At 35.3% G+C, this 22,071-nt stretch carries 18 protein-coding genes; all 18 read right to left on the bottom strand.

Annotation, left to right across the window (positions count from 1 at the left end):
- Positions 1 to 534, bottom strand: a complete 534-nt coding sequence (locus tag WC644_09625) for an archaemetzincin family Zn-dependent metalloprotease (GenBank protein MFA5012193.1) — start codon at positions 532 to 534, stop codon at positions 1 to 3.
- On the bottom strand, positions 534 to 1,883 hold the full coding sequence (locus WC644_09620) for a sigma-54 dependent transcriptional regulator (protein ID MFA5012192.1): 1,350 nt from the start codon (positions 1,881 to 1,883) through the stop codon (positions 534 to 536). Before WC644_09620 ends, WC644_09625 begins: the two co-directional genes overlap by 1 nt.
- Positions 1,884 to 1,902: 19 nt before the next feature.
- A complete protein-coding gene (locus WC644_09615) occupies positions 1,903 to 3,300 on the bottom strand; it encodes a HAMP domain-containing sensor histidine kinase (GenBank protein MFA5012191.1) in 1,398 nt (465 codons plus the stop codon).
- A 303-nt stretch (positions 3,301 to 3,603) separates the two neighbouring features.
- Positions 3,604 to 4,248 (bottom strand): hypothetical protein, encoded by a 645-nt coding sequence (locus WC644_09610; protein ID MFA5012190.1) that lies wholly within the window; start codon positions 4,246 to 4,248, stop codon positions 3,604 to 3,606.
- A gap of 307 nt (positions 4,249 to 4,555) precedes the next feature.
- Positions 4,556 to 5,575, bottom strand: coding sequence for a lysylphosphatidylglycerol synthase transmembrane domain-containing protein (locus WC644_09605; protein MFA5012189.1), 1,020 nt, complete (start codon positions 5,573 to 5,575; stop codon positions 4,556 to 4,558).
- A 20-nt stretch (positions 5,576 to 5,595) separates the two neighbouring features.
- Positions 5,596 to 6,207 carry an outer membrane lipoprotein carrier protein LolA gene (locus WC644_09600; protein MFA5012188.1) on the bottom strand — a complete coding sequence of 204 codons (612 nt, stop codon included), beginning with the start codon at positions 6,205 to 6,207 and terminating at the stop codon, positions 5,596 to 5,598.
- A 68-nt stretch (positions 6,208 to 6,275) separates the two neighbouring features.
- A complete protein-coding gene (locus tag WC644_09595) occupies positions 6,276 to 7,085 on the bottom strand; it encodes a DUF3108 domain-containing protein (GenBank protein MFA5012187.1) in 810 nt (269 codons plus the stop codon).
- Between the two features lies 1 nt (position 7,086).
- Positions 7,087 to 8,679 (bottom strand): S41 family peptidase, encoded by a 1,593-nt coding sequence (locus tag WC644_09590; GenBank protein MFA5012186.1) that lies wholly within the window; start codon positions 8,677 to 8,679, stop codon positions 7,087 to 7,089.
- A 172-nt stretch (positions 8,680 to 8,851) separates the two neighbouring features.
- Positions 8,852 to 10,111 carry a sodium:proton antiporter gene (locus WC644_09585; protein ID MFA5012185.1) on the bottom strand — a complete coding sequence of 420 codons (1,260 nt, stop codon included), beginning with the start codon at positions 10,109 to 10,111 and terminating at the stop codon, positions 8,852 to 8,854.
- On the bottom strand, positions 10,108 to 11,661 hold the full coding sequence (locus WC644_09580; protein ID MFA5012184.1) for an NADH-quinone oxidoreductase subunit M: 1,554 nt from the start codon (positions 11,659 to 11,661) through the stop codon (positions 10,108 to 10,110). Before WC644_09580 ends, WC644_09585 begins: the two co-directional genes overlap by 4 nt.
- A 69-nt stretch (positions 11,662 to 11,730) precedes the next feature.
- On the bottom strand, positions 11,731 to 13,425 hold the full coding sequence (locus WC644_09575) for a short-chain dehydrogenase (GenBank protein MFA5012183.1): 1,695 nt from the start codon (positions 13,423 to 13,425) through the stop codon (positions 11,731 to 11,733).
- A gap of 42 nt (positions 13,426 to 13,467) precedes the next feature.
- On the bottom strand, positions 13,468 to 14,034 hold the full coding sequence (locus WC644_09570; GenBank protein ID MFA5012182.1) for an HNH endonuclease: 567 nt from the start codon (positions 14,032 to 14,034) through the stop codon (positions 13,468 to 13,470).
- Between the two features lie 154 nt (positions 14,035 to 14,188).
- Positions 14,189 to 16,045: a T9SS type A sorting domain-containing protein gene (locus WC644_09565; protein MFA5012181.1), complete on the bottom strand. Its 1,857-nt coding sequence runs from the start codon at positions 16,043 to 16,045 to the stop codon at positions 14,189 to 14,191.
- 189 nt (positions 16,046 to 16,234) lie between these two features.
- Positions 16,235 to 16,846, bottom strand: a complete 612-nt coding sequence (coaE, locus tag WC644_09560) for a dephospho-CoA kinase (GenBank protein ID MFA5012180.1) — start codon at positions 16,844 to 16,846, stop codon at positions 16,235 to 16,237.
- A 34-nt stretch (positions 16,847 to 16,880) separates the two neighbouring features.
- Positions 16,881 to 18,530: a ribonuclease Y gene (rny, locus tag WC644_09555; protein ID MFA5012179.1), complete on the bottom strand. Its 1,650-nt coding sequence runs from the start codon at positions 18,528 to 18,530 to the stop codon at positions 16,881 to 16,883.
- Between the two features lie 311 nt (positions 18,531 to 18,841).
- Positions 18,842 to 19,141, bottom strand: a complete 300-nt coding sequence (locus WC644_09550; GenBank protein MFA5012178.1) for a cell division protein ZapA — start codon at positions 19,139 to 19,141, stop codon at positions 18,842 to 18,844.
- A gap of 26 nt (positions 19,142 to 19,167) precedes the next feature.
- Positions 19,168 to 19,557, bottom strand: coding sequence for a hypothetical protein (locus tag WC644_09545; GenBank protein MFA5012177.1), 390 nt, complete (start codon positions 19,555 to 19,557; stop codon positions 19,168 to 19,170).
- A gap of 9 nt (positions 19,558 to 19,566) precedes the next feature.
- Entirely contained in the window at positions 19,567 to 21,969 is a 2,403-nt protein-coding gene (gene pheT, locus WC644_09540) for a phenylalanine--tRNA ligase subunit beta (protein ID MFA5012176.1), read from the bottom strand.
- Positions 21,970 to 22,071 lie beyond the last annotated feature (102 nt).

Here is a 22,071-nt window from a genome sequence, read left to right as displayed (position 1 = left end):
CTATAAATTTATTTCTATAGAATTTAATTTAATTTTACAATCATCGCAATATAAATTACTTTTTAAATCAACCTCTTCTACACCGCTTGAAGAATGCATTACGCACTGCCAGTCCTTGCAGTGAAGTAAGCCAAAGTTGTGCCCAAGCTCATGCATGATTTCTTTGAATGTCCTTTCAAGCAGAAGCTCAGGATTCCTTTCTGAAGTATAAAATTCCTCGTGAAGCCTGCATGTGCTTACAATTGAGTATCTTCCCCTGAGTTCTGCCTCACCGTATATGTGAGTCAGAACAGGTACAAATAAGTCCTTCTCCGTGAGTATTAAAACGTATCCCTCAGTTTCTGAATACACTTTCTTTACAGTTTCAATTATATTCGTTGAATAATACTGCTGCCTTTGAATGTTGTATGTTTCTTCTATATCAATATACGTGTTCAATACTTCTATCGAATTAAAATGTAAACTTAAACGAAGCTTTAGTTCTTCAAGTAACTGAAGATTTGCGAACTTCAGCGGTAGTATCGTCAGATTCATTACTTAAGCTTGCGTAATCCGTACTTGTTTATCTTGTTGTAAAGCGTAACTCTTTCAACTCCCAGTATCTCTGCACTTTTCGAGATGTTCCATTTGTTTTCACCCAGTACTTTTATTATATACTTCTTTTCTACATCTTCAAGACTACCAACCGAATCATCTTCAAACCCGTATGCGTCCCCGTTAATTTCAAGGCTCAAATCTTCAAGCTGTATTATTCTTCCTTTGCCGATTACTATTGCCCTTTCAATCGTGTTCTCCAATTCCCTCACATTTCCGGGAAAATCATACTTCAAAAGAAAATCCATCGCTTCGTCTGTAAATCCGGTTATATTCTTGTTCATCAGTTCGGAATATTTCTTCAGAAAGTAATTAGCCAGTAATGAAATGTCGTCTTTTCGTTCTCTCAACGGCGGAAGTATTATTGTAATCACGTTTAATCTGTAGTATAAATCCTTTCTGAACTTACCCTCTTCCATCAGTTTTTCGAGTTGCTCGTTGGTTGCGGTTATCAACCTGAAATCGCTCTCTACAAGATCGTTGCCGCCTACCCTGCTGAATTTCTTCGTTTCTATTACTCTTAGCAAATCAACCTGTGTCTTCTGGGATATGCTTCCTATTTCATCCAGAAATATTGTCCCTCCGTTTGCTATTTCGAATTTTCCTTTTCTTCTGAAATGAGCACCCGTAAACGCTCCTTTTTCATGGCCGAATAGTTCGCTTTCAAGTAATGATTCTGAGAGCGCTCCGCAGTTTACCGTTATTATCGGGAAATATTTTCTTCTGCTGTTTGCGTGTATCGCCTTTGCTACAAGCTCCTTACCCGTACCGCTCTCTCCCCTTATTAATACTGTTGAATCCGAATCTGAAACTGTTCTTATAAGTTCTGTTATCCTTTTCATTTGTGGACTTTCCCCGACCAGATTCTCAGGTACAGTCATATCTTCAAGTCGTCCTTTTAGTTTCTTGTTTTCCGTCTTTAGCTTAACACTTTCCAGTGCATTCTTAACAATGTTATTGAGCTCATCAGGATCTATTGGTTTCGTAACATAATCGTATGCTCCATCCTTTAATGCCTGTATGGCAGACGGGACTGAAGCAAATGCGGTAATCAATATCGATACACAATTTTCATCTATCTCTCGGATTTTCTTCAAAAGCTCAAGACCGGTCATTCCTGGCATCTTCATATCCAGTAATGCGAGATCATATTTATTTACTGAGAATTTTTGAAGTGCTTCGTTGCCGTTTTCTGCTGTGTCGATAATATAACCTTCCTCCTCGAACCAATGCTTCAGAGATTCTCTTACTATTCTCTCGTCGTCTACAATTATTAATTTGTGCTCCATATTATCTCAAATTCTTTTGTTATTTTATAGGTATTTTTATTTTAAATGTCGTTCCCATTACTGAGGTTTTTTCTACTGTTATCGATCCTTTGTGTGAATTCACTATTCCGTAAACAACCGACAGCCCTAATCCTGTACCGCTTAATTTATCTTTTGTTGTGAAAAAAGGCTCAAATATAAATGGTAAGTCTCTTTCTGCTATTCCCGGACCTGTATCTGTTACACGTAAAATCGCATTTTCACCGTCATGCGACAGGGATACTTTAAGTGTGCCGCCTTTGCCTGTCATTGCTTCAATTGCATTTATGAACAATGATAAAAGTGCTTGCTGGAGTTTCTGTGGATTACATGTCAATACCAGCGAATCAATATCAAACTCCTTCACAAGCTTTATACTATTCATCTCAAGGTGATGCTCTATGAGAACCGTGCTCTTCTCGACTATTTCAACAAGATTGTACTCTGAAAAAGCATCTACTTCCCTGTGTGAAAATAACAGCAAATCCTTTACTATGTTACCGCATCGTGATGATTCGTCAACTATTAGTTTCAGGTATTTGCTCATCTTCTCTATATTTTCATTCGTTTCAAGTTGCCCAAGTTTCTTTAGTATTAACTTACTGTAAGTAAGTATCCCTTCAAGAGGATTATTGAGTTCGTGTGCAACGGTTGCCGATAATTTACCAAGCGATGCCATCTTTTCCATCTGCACTACTTGCTCATAAATTGATTTTAATTCCTTCGATTTTTCCTCAACCTTAACATTTAAATTCTCCGACCAGTCTTTAATCTCATTGTATGCCTCTGCAAGCTGCTTCGACATTGCGTTAAATTCCTTCGCAATTTCTCCAAGTTCGTTCCGCGACCTGATTAATATCCTGTAATCCCAGTTTCCCTTCCCAAGTTCGTTTATACCTTCCTGCAGCTTCTTCAGTGGTCTGTTAACTAGGAATAATATAAATACCCCTACAAATCCCGAAATAATTATTGTAATGAATACAGATGATAATATCGTCTGCTTCTTGTTTTCTTCTACTGTTGCATCCGCATCCTTCATTGTCATCATCACATCAAGTACTCCGAGTAAAGTAGACTTTGAACTGTGCGCATGACATTCTGATGTGTAACAATCTTTGTTGTTTCTGATTGGATTAATTAATCCAAGTATCCTTTCTCCGTTTTCCGTCTCAAAAATCCTAATACTGTCAACAGGCGAGGATACGTACTTTCTTGATGTCTTATCATGGCAAACAATACACGCTTCTGCTGTCATGTCCACTGTCTTCATTAACTCGGTCGAATCTGTCGAATATGTAATGACACCTGTCTTATTGTATATCCGTACTCTTTTGACACCCTTTTCACGTCCAACAGCCTTTATAATCTGGTATATATCTTCTCTGTTGTTATGTAGCATACTGTATCTTGTCGAGTTCTTTATTAGGTCACTAATGTTGTAAGCCGTTTGCATGTATAACTTTGTTATGTCTCTCTGTAAATTATATACAGTAAAATATGTGTAAGTGGTTAGAAATGCTACCAATAGTAGAAAGGTGGATAAAAATAGCTTAAAGCTGAGTTTATTAAAGAAGCGGGGTTTCATAATAAAATTAATTATACAATATTAATCAAGTTTCCTGTTTAATTCAATTTATAAATTAATCCTAATAAAAAAGGGTACTGTTTTGGACAGTACCCCTTAACACAGTTTAACTTATTTTTACACTTTCAGGAAAAGCTCTTCGAAATCTTTTATCACGTTCTCGTCAAAGTAGTTTATTGCGCCTTCCGCTATGTTTCCACCGTCGTACATTGTCGCTGTTGCGAGTCCTGTTGGTTCAGATGAATAAATTAGTAAATCTTTTAATCTTCTGAATTCACTCTTGACCCATTTTGTGGCTGAACTTGAGGATATTAAATTTGATAAATCTTCTTTCATTGATACCGGTTTTATACATACGCACCATTTCTCAGGATCCTTGTATGAACCGTCAAAGTTATTCACTTCCGTAACTGTTCCGTGAATTGGTGAGCGAAATCTCAGGTTTACATGATTTACGTTGCTTTCGAACAATACATCACCCTTTTTTACTTCAGTCCCAACATTAACAAAATTCTTCGGATGCACTGATCCAAGTGAATTTAGAAGAAAACCGTCTAATCCGATTCTTGCCTTACTTTCATTTTCCAAATTTACCCATGTATGACCCTTTGAATAATAATATTCCCTCGGCATTATTGTGTCTTTTGAGTTAAATACTTGCATTGCTCTCGTATTACCGGCTCTCTTTGGACTTCTGTTAAATACAATGATGTCTATTAGTACTAATACTGCGAATGTTAAAATTACTAATACTGCTACCATGATAACCCCCAGTTGTTTAATGATATATTATTTATTTTTATTGTTTTCATCGTCTATATATAAATTATACTATCAAATATCGTGCCAGTATTACTTCTTAATTTAATGCGTTTAAATTGTTTAATGTAACTTATTATGTACAAATTTTATACGTGTGTTTAATATAAATACACTCGTTTAATATAAGAATATTATACCCTGTTTAAACAATATATTGTAGTGTATAATAAACAAACAGTGGTTTTGTATAATTATTATACGTTTTGGTTTTATCGATAATGTACAGGAATTGAAGGTTTAATTATTCTCAGTTGGAGTCTTCACCGAAACCTGTACTGAATTTGTAGTTCTCTTTTAACGAAAAGTAGAATCCTGAAACCATAATACCTAAGAATCCTAACAAATGACATACTATTGCATACCCGATAGCTGTCTCAGGATTAATCCCGTATATGCTTACTAATGCAGTTTTTACAAACAAATAATATGAACCGGCACTGTTCCCGGGTAATGGTAAGGTCATTGCAAATGACATTATTACCAAAATTAGGTTCGCGTCAAGGTATGTAAGGTCTATTCCAAAAGCAAAGAATGAAAGATAAGTCGATAAAGCATAACTAATCCAAATAAGAGCTGAAGTAAAAAATATGTAAAAATATGACTTTGGATGCTTTACAAACAGAAATCCGTTTATAAGTGATATGAATATTTTTTGAATCTTTGGTTGATATTTTGCCGGTAAAATCCTTTTTGTTATCGTTTCTATTATGTCTTCTGTCTTTTCAAGGTTGAAGATCATCAATACAACCACGAATACAAACGCTAATATTACCAATGATGACCATAATGAAATCATTTCTATATCGTATGGATAGAATGCTACTGATATCTTTTCTCTGAAAAAGAACAGACAAAATCCAAAAACAAAAAACATTGTCAGCATATCAATAATACGCTCCACCACGATAGTACCAAACGTTGAGGCTTTAGAAATTCCCTCTTTCTGAGCAGTTAATACTGGTCTTGCAACTTCTCCTCCCCTTGGAATAAGAGCGTTCATCATGTAACCTATCATTACAGACGGGAAAAGACAGTAAACCTTAATGTTTGGCTTTAAAGGATCTAAAAGATATTTCCACCGCCAGGCTCTAATATAACTGCCAAGAAACGTACCAATAAGCATACCTACAATTGCATAAATATAACTCGTTCTTGAAAGTTCCAGAAGTAGACGCTCAAAATCAACGTCCTTAAAAGCAAGATACATGAAAAACAGTAAAAGAACTGTAAGTAAAGTGAATTTAAATATTGTCTTTGTTTTTTTCATTCAAACAGACTAAGATAACATTACCTTAAGTCTATTATTTCAACATCTGCAGGTGGTGAGAATGTGAATTTCGATGAACTAATTCCGCTGTCTAGGTTTATTTTCTTTAATGTGTAAGTATCCGTTCCCTCTTTTGAAACTATGGAAATCTTTCTAATGAGGTTCTCTTCTTTGTCAACCCATATTTTTGCCGATTTAACATTACCTTTGCTCCTTGGTGTAAGTTTAAGCAAATAACAATCAATCCCAGATATAGTTTCTGAACCTTCAAGGTCTGAGTAAAAGTTTTCTGGATAGTTGAAAAGAAATTTATTCGGTGAGAATGTGTTGCCGTCTTCTTTGTAATTATCTATTATTACCTGCTTCTTTTTTATCGAATATGACCATGAAGTCACACCGTCTGTTACTAATACCTGTCCTTTTGTCTCAATTCTGTACTTACTTTCCTTCTGTATGTAAATTGTACCCGATTCTGATATATTTTTACCTGTATGAGAAAAACTGGCTTTTGCATCATTTATGCCGTTGTAATTTGCCTGAACTTTCTTAATTATTTCCTGAGCATCCTGCCCGTTTACTGAGTTGCATAAAAATATAAATATTAACAGATATAATATGTTTCTAATCTTCATTTAATTTATAATTTAACTTTACTTTTACAAAATTAACAATTTTTAATAAATAAATCATTGTATTATTGTTACTTTACAAATGCAGGGGCCTTCCATCCTCTTTTCTTGAAACTTTCAAGTTCAAGAGTAATCGAGCCTATCGTAACATTAAATTTCGCTTTAAGAGGTACTCTGTAATCATCGTCTGAAAACCAACCTGCAAATTCACCGGTTAATCCGAATACACCCACAAAATCCGCAACTCCGGCTACTCTGATGCACCTTGCATCGTAATTTAGCATATCAATTTCTACTTCTTCTGGTTTGAAATTGTATGAATACCTAACAGACGACTCCTTTTCATTAATGTAAACAGGTACATTGAATCTGTTGCTGCTGTTTTTCGTCTTATCCTGTATTGACTGAAGCCTTGCATTGTACATAAGCGACAAGCCATCCTGAAAATTTTTCTCCAAGTCCATGTTAAAGTCTTGCTTTACGCTTTCGTATCCGTCAACTTCTTTAAGAGTTCTTATTTTATTGTCATCGTAATCAAAAGTGTAATATATGTTTGTAATAGATTTTTCTTTGAATTCGGTTGCAGTGAATTTATTCGAATGTACCTCGCCCTTATTGTAATTCATCTGAGACTCGAATATATAGTTGATGTTCACAAGAGGTATTGCTTCAAAACTCTTGATTGATGCAGTAGCTGTGTAAACATCATTCTTATCTTCTTTATTTTTTCCAGTTATTTTGAACTTGACTTCACCCAGTTTAATAAATCCGTAGTAAACTGAATAATTCAATTCTTCACCTATCTCCAATATCTTCTCGCTCTGCGGTATTGCAGGGGTTACCAGCATAAAAATTAACAATATTAGAAATGTTTTTTTCAATCTATAACTTAATTAGCTTTGCTGCTTCCTCAATAAGGTTTATTGCTTTCAATACTTGATCGTCCGACAGCATAAACACAGCATAAAATCCTTCGTTACCCCAAATATCGCGGGCTATTTGCGCTTTAATGGAAGTTTCAAGAAATTTCTTGTCTATATTAAAACCCGATTGATCAAACGGTATTTCCCGTGATTTGCCAAGTTCTGTCAGGTTATCTAGCATTTCACTGCTAACAGTGTACCCTTGTATAAATTCTTTGTAATTCTTATACTTGCTCTCAATACTTTTTCTATTGCTTGTCATGTATTTCTCTGTATATTCATAAATTAAATTAAGTCTTCTCAGCTGTACTGAATATTTTGTAAGTGTATCCAGTTTCACAAAGAAATCCGGAGTAATACCTCCACCGCCAAATACTGTCCTGCCTCCGAATGTCTTGAAAACCGGTTTTGTAGTATCTTTCGTGTCTTTATCATGATTAAAATTCTCACCCTGAAGAGTGTCAAGTCTCATTGGATCTTTGTATTTTCCGCCTTCATATGGCTTCTGAATAGTCCTTCCCGACGGAGTGTAATACCTCGCTGTCGTTACTCTAATCGCTGAACCGTCTGAAATCTCAAACTGCCTTTGTACCAAACCTTTTCCGAATGTCGTTTCACCAACTACAAGACCTCTGTCCCAGTCTTGTATTGCACCGGATACAATCTCACTTGCCGAAGCCGATCCTTCATTTACAAGAACAACCAATGGTATATCCGTAAACTGCCCTCCGCTCGAATTGTATACTTCTTCAAATTCTTTTATTCTGCTCTTTGTATAAACTATTTTCTTACCTGCAGGTAAAAATTCACTCGCCATTTTAAATGCCTGATCCAGAAATCCGCCCGGATTGCTCCTAAGGTCAAGTATTAACTTTTTCATACCCTCACCTTTAAGCTTATTCAATGCAGTGACAAACTCATCGTATGTTGTTGCAGCAAATCTCGATACTTTAATGTATCCAATATTCTCATCTATTATAAACGATGCATCTACGCTGTATAGAGGAATTTTATCCCTCGTTACTGTAAACTCCAGTAATTCATTCATTCCCATCCTTACTATCGATAGCTTTACTTTTGTACCTTTTGGTCCTCTCAGTTTTTTGGGTACGTCTTCACGTGTAATCTTAACAGCAGAAACATCATCAATCTTCACAATCTTATCACCTGCAAGTATTCCAAGCTTTTCTGAGGGTCCACCGCTAATCGGAGAAACAACTGTTAAAGAATCATTTATAACATCAAACTCTACACCTATCCCCTCAAAACTTCCCTGAAATTCTTCGTTTACTCGCTTTAACTGATCAGAACTGATGTATATCGAATGCGGATCAAGTTCATCAAGCATCCCGCGTATCGCACTCTCGGTTAACTTTTGACTGTCAATATTATCCACGTAATACCTTGAAGTAAGATTTAGTACTTCACTGAATTTTCTTACCTGATCCGAAACTTTATCATCGGATATAGCATCCTGTATTTTCATCCCTATGAAAATACTAACTACTGTCATTATTATAATGACCGGAATTATTATCTTTTTATTAAACATATTTGATATTTGTCTATAACATTTAATACATATTATACGGAAATAAGTTCCTGTTCAATTAATATTTTAATTAATGTAAAAACAGTAATCTAAATCCGGTTTCTGTATACTTTTAGAAATATTAATCTTTATTCTTAATTATATACTAAAATAACTATTAATTAATCAATATTCAAAAGAATACGAACCAGATTATAATTAATATAGGTAGTAAAATCAGCAGTGAATACCTGTACATATACTCAATAAATCCCGGCATTTTAATTCCGCTGTGTTCGGAAATTGATTTTACCATAAAATTCGGGGCGTTTCCAATGTATGTCATTGCTCCAAAGTATACAGATGCGATTGAAATTGCGGAAAGAAATTTCACATTATTAACTGAAAAATTAAGCACCATTAATGGATTATCAATTGACAGTTTGTCAGCACTCATGGCACCCGTAAGAAAATTCAGGAATGTCGGAGCATTGTCCAGAAAACTTGTGAGCATACCTGAATACCAGAAAACATTACTAAGCTTGTCAAGACCAAACCTGACAGAATTCTCAGATACAAACGTAAGCGCCGGTATCATGGTTACAAAAATCCCGAAGAACAAGATTGCAACTTCTTTAATAGGTCCGAATGTAAAATGATTCTTTATATGTACTTTTTCAGGTGTAAACTTGTAAGACAAGACAGCCGCTAATAGCATGATTATTTCTCTTAAATATTTTGGTTCATTTATTAGTACAGATAATACTATTATTACTAATGGTATTATGTTCCACTTTCCCTCAATCATCACTCTCTCACCCATTTTTTCAATTTCATCCTGCTCTTCGTATTTCACTTTATCAAAGAAATATTTATCTATAATAAAAAATATTATCAAAAGTAATGCTACGGTAAAAAGCCAAATGTGATAAAGATTTATAAAATACCATATGAAAGGTATACCTTTTAAATATCCTATTAATAAAGGCGGGTCGCCTACTGGAGTCAAGGAACCTCCGACATTACTCACTATAAAAATGAAAAAGATGATCTGGTACGGTTTAAGTCTGTATTTATTAGTCTCTAAATAAGGTCTTATTAAAAGCATGGATGCTCCTGTCGTACCGAATAAATTCGAGATTACTGCACCGATAAACAGCAGTAATGCATTTCTAAGCGGTGTTGATTTTCCCTTAAGTTTTATATAAATACCACCCGAAACTAAATAAAGACAGAATAAAAGAGTTATGAAACTAAAATATTCATCGATGGAATGAAAAACTTTTACAACATTTCCCTCAAAAATTATGTAATATGCTATAACAATAATAGCTAATGAAAAGGATATAATGGAATATTTTCTCTCCCAGAATTCATGATACGTTATCGGTAGTATTGCAATTGATAATAATAAGAATAGAAATGGTAATATTATCAGTATGTCAGAACTCAATTAGTCTTAGGTTCTTTCGGATGTATTTGTAAGTCCTTTAACATTTGAATTTTAGCATTGTCATAATTCAAGAGCACTTTCTTTACTGATTTCTCCGATACCTTCAGGAAAGTATTCGGATATACTCCGATCCATACAATGAAAACGAGCAGAGGAATAATTGTAGCTAATTCTATTCCTGTTATGTCGGTCATATTTTTATTTTCTTCCTTCTCTAACGGTCCTAACATTACCCTCTGGTACATCCAGAGTAAATAAACTGCAGCAAATATAACAGCCGTAGCAGAAAATACTGTATACCAATATGAACCTAAATTATAAGAATTAAAAGAACCGACAAGTATTAGAAACTCTCCGATAAATCCGTTAAGCCCAGGAAGTCCTATCGATGACAAACTGACAACTAAAAGAAGAGCTGCAAACTTGGGCATTACTTTTCTTATCCCACCAAATTCAGCTATTAGTTTTGTGTGTCTTCTTTCATATATCATTCCGACAAAAAGGAATAAAGCACCAGTTGATAATCCATGATTTATCATTTGAATAACGCTGCCTTGCATCGCTACATCCGTTAATGCAAATATACCAAGAACAATAAATCCCATATGGCTAACAGATGAATAAGCTACGAGTTTCTTCATGTCTTTCTGAACTATTGAAAGTAAAGCTCCGTAAATAATACCTACAACCGCAAGTACCGCAATGTAAGGCGTTAATTTAATCGATGCAGCTGGAAAAAGATTGAGCGAGAATCTTATCAAGCCGTATGTCCCCATTTTAAGCAGCAATGCTGCAAGTATTACGCTTCCTGCTGTTGGTGCTTGTACGTGTGCATCCGGAAGCCATGTATGGAAAGGGAATAACGGCACTTTAATCATAAACCCGAGTGTAAATAATATGAATAATACTATCTGTTTATCAACAGGAATGTACTGTGTAAACGTAGCAATTTGCTGCAAATCTACCGTAAATCCTCCTGCGTATGGTGCTACTAAAAACCCTACCCATATTATACCTATTAGCAATAAAACACTTCCAAACATTGTGTATAGAAAGAATTTTACTGTAGCATACACTCTTTCCTCTCCGCCCCATATTCCTATAAGGAAGTACATCGGTATTAGTATGAACTCCCAGAATACATAAAATAGTATCATGTCAAGTGACGTAAAAACACCTATTAAAGCACCCTCAAGTAAAAGCATCAGAAAGAAGTACTCGCGTACCCTAACTTTTATCGTTTGAAATGAAGCAATAATTGAAATAAGAAAAATTAGAGTCGTTAACATAATCAGCAAAAGCGAGATTCCGTCTACACCAACATAATAGTATGAATTTATTATCTTAATCCATAAAATCTTTTCTACAAACTGAAACTCACCGAAGTCTGTATTAAATGAAAAATAAAGCACCACTGATAGCGCAAAAGTAATCATTGATACAACTAAAGCGTATGACTTAACTGCCTTCTCATTATCCTTCTTAAAGAACATAACTGGTATTGCAAGTATTATGGGCAGAAATATCAGTATACTAAGTATGTTTGCCAATTATTTCTATTATTTAATTATTTGTTTTACAATATCCTAAAGAAGCCCTTTTAGGGCTCCTTCTCAATACTATCCTTTCATTCTAAGACCTTGCTCTTCATTAATGAAGATCCATCCAACGATTTTGCCAATATTTATTTCCTCAAAATTATGCCAGTAATTATGATGGAAAATTTCTCTCGAACTGAATGTACTGTCATAATTTTTCTCTGTTTCTTTCATTATGTTTATAAACCGATGCCTCCAGTTTTTCCAGTTTGATTCTCTGAGGTCAAGCCAGCAGTCTTTGGTCCACTTCTCTACATTTTGCTTTGTAAGTTTTAAGGTGTCTCCTTTAGACATCGCAGGTATTTTCACATCAGGGCCTCTGAATATTCTCTTCCCGTCGGGCAGCAATATTGGTACACCGATTGAAACAATTTCGTTCCTTAATCCGTTATTCTTCTTTATTAAGTTATAAAGCTTAATAGTATTGTTCTTAGGTGAATCATTAATAAATTTCTTGAAACTTCCGTAAACTAACTTAATCAAGTGTGATTCATAGAGCAATTTTGTAAGCCTCGGCGGACCTAACATTTCAAATGCAACAGAACTCGTTTTATGCTTCTTCTCAAGCTGTTTTATCTTCTCAACTGCACTGTGTTGCAAAAATCCTGCTCTGTAAGAGGGTTCCATTGTAGATGAATCGAGAGCACTTATTATATCGTTACCTGTATTCCCGCCTGTTAACTCACGATATATATTTTCGGCTATCTCTTGCGGGGTTACAAACTCCATTTGTCCATTCGTGGTTATTGCTTCAAATTCTCCTCTTGAAAAAATTCCGTTCTCGCCCGTATCAATGTATACTGTCTTTAGAGATCCGCGTTTTCTGTATTCTTTCTCTGATTTTGGGGAAAATGTACTGCCAAGTTTTTCAGGTTTATTGATATCTATTTCGTAAACTGGAATAGGTTTCCCCTTTCTTTTTATTTCACCGTATGTGATTTTCTTCCAGGCTATCGATGCCGTAGGTTTAATTTCCTTTATCATAGGACCTTTGGGCGTTCTTGCCATCAGAAACAAAAGAAGAGTTTGAGCCCCTGCAACCGATGACTTGCTCAAAAGAACTCTGGACGGTTTTTCCTCACTGTGTGTAAACGGAATGTTTAAACCCATACCTCCTGTACCGCTCGTTCCTACTTTAAAATAATACTTTGTGTTGAACTTCAGCATTGAATTGTAAATTATCTGAACATGCCTGATTAACTGGGGTACGTATGACGAGCAAATCATCTTTTCCGATGCTACTCTTAGTTCATCAAAATCTTTATTTTTGCTGTTGGTTATTTTTAATACATCATAATACGATTTGTAAATATTCTGGTATGCTATCGCAGTAGCAGTATTAATGCAATCGATAATAATATCAGGTTTGAATTTTTCTAGAAGTTTGTACAAAGCTGAAGCCTTTAGAATATGCTCGTCCAGTTCATTAACAATATCAGCAATAACAACTGCACGTTTCTTGTCGTCATTCATGTACGACTCTCTGCCCATGTCTTTAAAAGACTCGCGTACGAATATGTTACCCCATGCAGGTACGAAAAAATTCCTCTTCCTGAACTCTTTGTTCAGCAATGAACAGATATCTTCTGCTTCTGTTCTTAAAAGTGACGTAAGTACTACTTGTTTTGGATTTCCTTTCACAATACGTCTGGCTATTGCGGAACCTACTAGCCCCCAACCGCCAAGTATCAGGACCTTCTTATTTTTTATATCCATAAAATTTTATAATTATTTGATTAGGGAAATTTTCAGACAATACTACATATAGAGATATGGTTTCCAACCCTCATCTATACTGCCTACAAAGTTCTTTATAAAAGTGATATGCGACGGTTTCTTCGGAACAGACCTCAAATTCATCCTCGCCTCATCTGGCGTTCTGTTCCCTTTCTTATTGTTGCATTTAACACACGCCGTTACCAGATTTTCCCATATCTCTTCACCGCCGCGTGACTTTGGAATTATATGGTCAACTGTAAGGTTTACAACTGAACCGCAGTACTGACACCTGTGATTATCACGGCGTAATATATTTTTCCTCGAAAGAATAATTTTCTTATATGGAACTCTAACAAAAAGTGCTAATCTTACTATACTCGGACAGTCAAAACTCCTGTATACCGTGTGCACTTTTGTTCCGTTTTGTGTATATACTATTTCGGCTTTTCCCAGATAAGATAATACTATAGCACGCTTCACATTACATATTGTTACCGGTTCATAATTCTGATTCAGAACTAGAACTTTGTCATTCAGTACATTATTACTGCTGCCATATTTTGCAGCTTCATTACCGTGGAAGACATGCCCCCTTTCTAATTTCAATTATTTTGTGAAATTAATCATAATGCAAAGAATAATCAATTTAAAAGAAAATCCTTATAAAATGATTTTATGTGTTAGTATTAAATAAAAAACCCGCAATACTTTTCTATATTGCGGGTTTCAAACAATTTCTAATCCCTGCTTATACTCAACTTTACTTAATTAACATCATCCTCTTAATATCGCTTAATCCATTGCTCTCAAGTTTGTAAAAATATACACCACTCGTTAAACCTGTCCCGCTAAAATCAACTGTGTAATTTCCTGCATTTTTTACTTCATTAACGAGCGTCGCAATTTCCTTACCAAGTATATCAAAAACCTTTAAATTAACAAGTCCTGATTTCGGCAATGCATAAGAAATTTTTGTTACAGGATTAAATGGATTCGGATAGTTCTGAGATAATCTAAATTCGATAGGTGCTTCAGTATTCACAATATTAGTTATCGTTCCTGAACATCCTGTCGCAGCCCACATATTAACAGGTCCCGAGGCAGAATACAAAGCAAAGCAACTGTCATTACTAACAAACCTTAATCCGACTGCAGGTGAGTATGCACCTGTAGTAAGAGCAATTCCATTCATTTTTGCAGAATTCGTTGTAAATCCTCCGGAAGAATTAACTGAGATATACTTAAGTGAGTCTGTTGCACCCCAAAAGAAAAATCCTATTCTGTGTGTATTAGCTTCCCTTACACCCATTATGTCGGGTGGCGATACACCTCCGGAGGCTGTCCATATAACACTTTGGAATATTGTATTAAAATTACCGTAATTTGTTGTTCTGAAATACTTCACTCCTTCAGTCGTACCTGATTGATTAAAAATACAAATTATACTGCCGTTGTCAATCCCATTTGAGGATAACTTTGCAGAATGTTTGTAATTATTTGGTTCACTTCCGCCTACCGAACTTATATACTGTCCTGATACTGATGGGGATATACCACTAATAGCCATCTTGGAGAAAAATATTTTTGTACTGTCCGGAACACCACTATAAGAAACTATAAGTGAATCACTTGTTCCATTTTTGAAATATGCTATATCAGTGTAAAGCATTCTTTGTGGAGCGGTTGAACCACCTTGTTGCCACCAGATTTTATCTGCTTTATAACTCCATACTGGGGAAGTAGTATACGGCGAAGTGCATCTTACAAGCTTTTGAGTATTAATACCTCCAGAATCAAACGATATTGCGATATATAACCATGAATTACCTGGATAGGAGGCATTATCGGAAGTTATTCGGGGCATATAATATCTTAACGCTGCATTATTTCCGGGCCATGAAAACGCATAAGCAACTCCTGCAAATGTTGTTATGTTTAATGATAATCCTCCTACAAAATACTTTCCGGTTCCGCCTGTTCCTCTTAAACCATAAACAACATGAAGAAACTTATCTCCGGTTGTGCTTTCTATTATCTCGCAATCTATTTCTCCCTGATTTATTTTATCTGTACCTCCTAAAGTTGCCAAAGCATAAAGTACCCAAGTTATTCCTCCATTTGTTGAATAAAAAATCCTTAAAGAATCAGGACTTGCAGATGAACCCGCGCCCTGAAAACCTGCTACAGCCCATATTTTCCCGGCATTTGCTCCGCGCTGTTCTGTCGCAGTCGCAATTCCTTTCATACCGTTTTTAATAAGTACTGCTGAGTTACCAATTGCATCCACCTCCTGTATTTCTGAACTTTGATACAAATTTCCATTGTAAAACTTCCCCTGTTCAGTTACACCTTGTTTAGTTTCAGCATCGATTTGCTTTTGAAGCTCAATATAATTACTTCCTACATTATTTCCACTTAATTTTAATGCACGCATTTTTGTTTCAAATTGGAAATATCTTTCTGATAAATTTTGTGGAAGTGTGTTATCACCCTTTACACCTTCTGTATTGGATGAACCCGTACTTGGTCCAACATGATTAATTGCATTTTGAACTTCTTGAGAAAATGTAATGATTGGCAAAAGTACGAAGGCTAATAAAAGTAGTAATTTCCTCATTGTTACCCCCTGATAATATTTTTTTAAAAATAACTTATTTTAAGATACTGTTGTTGAAAAAACAAATTCAAATTAATTGCTTGAATATTTTTTCTAATCCTGTATCTCTAAATTCAACGTTATAAATAAATCATATATAATCAAGTGAAATATTTCCCCCCTAATAAGAAAATATTTTTTTAAAAAAGTCTATTTAAGAAGGTTTAAAACTTTACTTAAGAATTCAACATCCTTTTCTAAAGCTTCAAGAGGCTTGTTGTTAACTACTACGAAATCTGATTTTTCTATTTTTTCTTTCTCATCTAATTGAAAACTCATTATCCTTTCAATGTCCTTCTTCTTTGCACCGTCTCTATGCATAATTCTTTGCAGTCTGTTCTTCTTGTTCGAATAAACCATAATTACATAATCAAGATATTTGTGAAATTCTGTATCGAACACAAGAGCAGATTCTATTATGATAATCTTCTGTTTTATACCCTTTATCGACTCCATCAGATGCTTAATTACTGTAGGATGGACTATGTCGTTTATTTTTTTAAAGTTGCTCTTATTTGCAAAAACAACTTCTTTTAATTTTGAAAGGCTAATTACTCCTTTATAATTTAATATATCCTTTCCAAAAGCCTTTACAACTTTACGGGCGAGATTTTTATCCTTCTTGTATAAATCTTTCGCTATAAAATCTGCAAATAATACTTTGTAGCCGTACTTCGAAAGGAGCCTGCATACTTCAGATTTGCCGGAACCTATTCCGCCCGTTATGCCGATTAATATTTTGTTCTTAAATTTTATTCCCATGATACAAATTTTGAGTTATACCATATTACTTATTTTATTTTGCATAAGCAATACTTCTTCTTTCCCTTATTACATTTATTTTTATCTGTCCGGGATACTCCATTTCTTCCTGAATCTTCTGAGCAATGTCTTCTGCAAGCTGGTCCTGAAGTGTATCACTTATTATTTCCTGCTCAACTATTACTCGCACTTCTCTGCCTGCCTGTATTGCATATGTCTTGGATACTCCCTCAAACGATGTCGCAATTGCTTCAAGCTTTTCTAAACGCTTTGAATATGCTTCTACAGATTCCCTTCTTGCACCAGGTCTCGCACCGCTTATTGCATCTGCTGCCTGAACAAGTACTGCAATTGGATGCTCCATAGGTATCTCATCGTGGTGAGAACCTATTGCATTGCACACAATCGGATGCTCTTTGCATCTTTTTGCTATCTCATATCCGAGTATTGAATGCGGTCCTTCTATGCTTCTGTCAATTGTTTTTCCTATATCGTGTAGAAGTCCTGCTCGTTTTGCCATCTGTGCATCAAGTCCCAGCTCTGCAGCCATTATTCCGGCTAAATGTCCAACCTCTATTGAATGGTTTAATACATTCTGTCCGTAACTCGAACGGTATTTCATCCTTCCAATAAGAGTAACAATATCTCTATTAACTCCCTGCATTCCCATATCCAGTATCGTTTGCTCCCCTACTCTTATAATCTCTTCATTCAGTTCCTTCTCAACCTTCTGTACAACCTCCTCAATCCTCGCTGGATGTATTCTGCCGTCAGTGATTAATCTCTCCATTGCAATCCTTGCAATTTCCCTGCGGAATGGGTCAAACCCTGATATGATAATTGCCTCAGGTGTATCATCTACTATTATATCTACACCAGTCGCAGCCTCGAACGCTCTTATGTTCCTTCCTTCTTTTCCTATTATTCTTCCCTTCAGCTCATCCGATGATATCTGAAGTACGCTCACTGTCGTTTCAACTGAATGGTCTACTGCCGACCTTTGTATTGCTTGTATAACGATGTTCTTAGATATCTTATTTGCATCAAGCTTTGTCTGTTCCCTTACTTCCTGAAGCTTTTGCGCTGACTCAAGCTTCACTTTGTTCATTAAAGAGTCAAAAAGCAGGTTCTTTGCTTCTTCCTCGCTCAGTCCCGATATTCTTTGTAGCTTTGATTTCTGCTCGTTTATCAGGTTATTGACTTCTTCTTCCATTTTGTCAACCTGATTCTTTTTCTCCGTAAATTCCTTTAGCTTTGCTGTGTATTCAGCATGTGCCTGCTGTGCATTCTTTTCCTTCGTAATTAAATCGTTCTTTATCTTTTCTGCTGCTTCTTTATCAGCTTTAATTCTTTTTTCTATTTCACCAATTTCTTTTTCTCTTGACCTTACTTCCTCGTCATATTTCTGTTTGCGTTTGTAGAATTCATCTTTAACTTCTAAAAGTTTTTCCTTCTTAAGGTTGTGAGCAGATTTTTCTGCTTCTATTCTGAAGTTCTTTGCTCTTTTTTCAGCTTCTGATACTAATTCTGTTGATTTTGTTTCTGCATCCTTTAAGATTTTCTTCGCAACGTTTTCTGCTCCGTCAACTTTACTCTTATTTATCTTTACCTGAATGTACCATCCGAGGAAAAATGTTATAAGACATAAAACTACTAATATTGGAAGCAATATGTATAATTCCATTTCCGGCATATTATTATGTTATTTTGTTATTTAAATGTTGTTTATTAAAAATAAAAAACCGCAAGTCACCGTCAAAGGTTATATAGAAACCTTAGTAGCAAACAGTGGGGGGCGCCAAAGTGTCGCGGTCTTCCAATGATGCCCTTTTTCCGTCCGCAGACAGAGAACATTTCCCGAAGGAATAAGGCCTGACCTAGCACCTGTGAGAGCTTACCTCCCAGCTTATAGAAATTTGATGGTTCTATATAATGTTTGATTTTTTCGGCTGGCTTGCGGTTAAAATCTACATTGTTTATTATGTTAAAGAACTATTATAAACTGTCGTCTATAAGTTTTGATAATGAATCAAATCTTTCCGTACTCGTTTTCAGGTTCGCTATGTATGATTGCTCTGTATCTACTCTCATATCCTTCTCTTTAAAGTAAGATTCGGAAATATTTAGGGCAGTAACAACCGCAATCGACTCAGCGGATGTGTTCGGTGATTGAAAGTTAATCCTTTGCATGATCATATCTACATACTTGGCGTATCTTTCCACTTCCTGTGGGTTTTCTCCCAGCAGGTTATAGTCACTGTTAAATATTTTTACTTTAATACCTGAATTTTTCATTTTGATTTTTTAGTTTACCAGCCTTTTCAGTCTTCAAAATCTTTTGACTGATCTTCATATTGTTCTAAATGAACATCAATTCTCGAGATTAATTCCTTTAATCTCGATTTTACTAACTCTTTATCTCTTATACTCGTGTTGTCATTTTCAGAGTTTAACAGCATGCTTTTTAATTCGGATATCTCTTTATCCTTATTTATTGTGTCCGAATCCAATTTGTTTAACTGAAGCTTCAATTCTGTGATTTTATTGTTCAGGTCCTTTATATTTTCTTTTAGTGAATGATTCTCCGTGCTGGCATTGTTGTATTTCTCTATCAGTCCTTTGACTTTGTTAGATAAACTTTCATACGATACCGCCAGAAGCCCTTCCAGTTTTATTATTTCTTCTCTGTTTAATTCAGATTTACTGTCCATTCTTTGAATTTAATTTGACCTTAATTTAACTCCGAGCTTATTTTCTAAATTTTTTACTATCTTTTTTATGACCTTTGTTACTTCCTCATCAGTCAGAGTTTTTTCCTGCGACCCAAGCTCAAGAGAGAATGCCATACTCTTGATTCCGTCACCTAATTTCTTATCTTCAAATACATCAAACAACTCCGTCTTCTTCAGAAAATGTCCGCCTGCCTCTTTCATTACCTTCAATACCTGTTCGTAATTTGATTCTTTGTTTACCAATAATGCAAGATCCCTTTTTGCAGAAGGATATCTTGATATCTCTTCATAACGCTTCTCAACTTCTGACTTCTTATACAGTGCCTTCGTATCTAACTCCGCTATGTATATACTGTTTTCTGATTCAATCACTGCTTGATTTTGTTTATCTAAAACAAAAATCCTCCCAATCTTTTCTTTTTTTAGAAAAACATCGAAACAGCAATCCTTATCCTCTGCATTATAATAAATTAATTCATCACTTTCAATATTCAATTTTGAGAGAAACATTTGAAGCTCCCCCTTTAAATCGAATAGATCAAAATCCCTGCCCGTCAATTCAAATGATTTGTTGTCGTAAAAACCGCTTATCCCGAAACATATATGGTCTTCTTCATCAAATTTATCCCCCGAATCCTTAAATACTTTCCCTGATTCAAAAAGCTTAAGAGGTACATCCTTCCCGATAAGGTTGATGTTGTTTATGATTGTTGTAAGCATCCCGTAAAATAGGTTTACCCTCATCGAATTCATAAGTACTGAATTCGGGTTCTCCAGCATTACAGGCTTTATTCCGAATCCTGATATTTTATTATCATCCTGCTGTGAGTATGTAATAATCTCATTAAATCCTCTGCCAATGAAATACTCTTTAACAGTGTTTAAAAATTTCTGGTATTTATCATTATAATCAACGTGTTTCGATACGTCTAAAACAAACCGGTAATCATTTTCAATATTCGAATATCCGTATAGTCTCGCAATCTCTTCTATCAAATCTATTTCTCTCTGAAGGTCCTCTCTCCTGAATTCAGGTATTCTGAAATAAAGTCTGTCATCTTCCTTTTTAACAAATAAAATTTCTATGCTTTCAAGCATATTATTTATTTCTTCTTCAGATAGTTCTACTCCCGTAATTTTGTCGCAGCGCTCTTTTCTCACAGGTACCGTTAAAGGTTCGAATCTTTTCGGATAAACATCAACGATTCCTTTTAATACGGTTCCGCCTGCTGCTTCATGCATAAGAGATGCCGCTCTGTCTGATACGTACGGAATATTCTCAATATCAACTCCTCGCTCAAATCTCTGTGATGCATCGGTCTGAAGTCCGAGTTTCTTTGAATTCTTTCTTATCGCTACAGGATCAAAATAAGCCACTTCAATAAGTACATTCTTTGTATTAGTCGATATCTCTGAGAACTCACCTCCCATTATCCCTGCTATTGCCGATGCCTTCTCGCCGTCGCAGACCATTAGCGACTTATCATTTAGTATTCTCTGCTTTGAATCAAGAGTTGTAAACTTATCTCCTTCTTTTGCAGTTTTTATTATTATTTTCTTCCCCGCTATTTTGTCATAATCAAACGCGTGCAGCGGCTGACCTGTCTCCATCATCACATAATTTGTTATGTCAACAATGTTATTGATCGGTCTGAGTCCTACCGATTTTACAGCCCTTTGCAGCCATTCAGGAGATTCTTTTACTGTAACATTCCTGACAACCCTGCCCGTAAATCTTTTGCAGTATTCATCATTTTGAATCTCTATTTCAATGTAATCATTTGAAAATTCGTTAGACTCCTCTACTCTGACTTCGGGTAATTTTGCCTTTAACGAATATGTTGCAGCAATTTCCCGCGCCATTCCAATCTGAGAAAAAAGGTCTCCTCTGTTCGGAGTAACACCAATCTCCATAAAACAATCATTCGAACCTAAATAATCTGCAAAATCAGTCCCCGGTACAGCATCATTTTTTAAAATCATTATACCTGTATGATCATCGGAAAGATTTAGCTCATCCTCAGCACAAATCATGCCTTCTGAAACTTCCCCTCTTATCTTTCCCTTTTTTATCTCGAAATTTCCATTAGGTATAATAGCACCAATTTTTGCAACGCAAACTTTCTGACCTGCTTCAACATTTGGTGCTCCGCATACTATTGAGAGTACACTATTTCCTGTATTAACCTTGCATAATGTCAGTTTGTCTGCATTAGGATGCTTTGAAGTCTCAACTACTTCACCGACAACAAAATTTGCAAAAGTGTCCTTTTCATTTTCTATCGATTCAATATCAAGACCTGCATCAACCATTCTTTTGAACAGGTCCTCATAAGACGTTATCTCAAGTCCGGGTATTAATGATTTAATCCAGTTTATACTAATTCTCATAAAAACATAAATGTTAAATATAAACAATTAAAAAATTACATTAAATACAGAAATCATTTTTTACATTAATTTTCTAAAAATTTCTGATATGTTTTGTGTATA

This window comes from Ignavibacteria bacterium, assembly GCA_041649015.1.
Taxonomy (GTDB): Bacteria; Bacteroidota; Ignavibacteria; order Tepidaquicellales; family Tepidaquicellaceae; genus CAIKZJ01.
The sequence above is the reverse complement of the archived record's forward strand: the minus strand, read 5'-3'. Positions and strand labels throughout refer to the sequence as shown.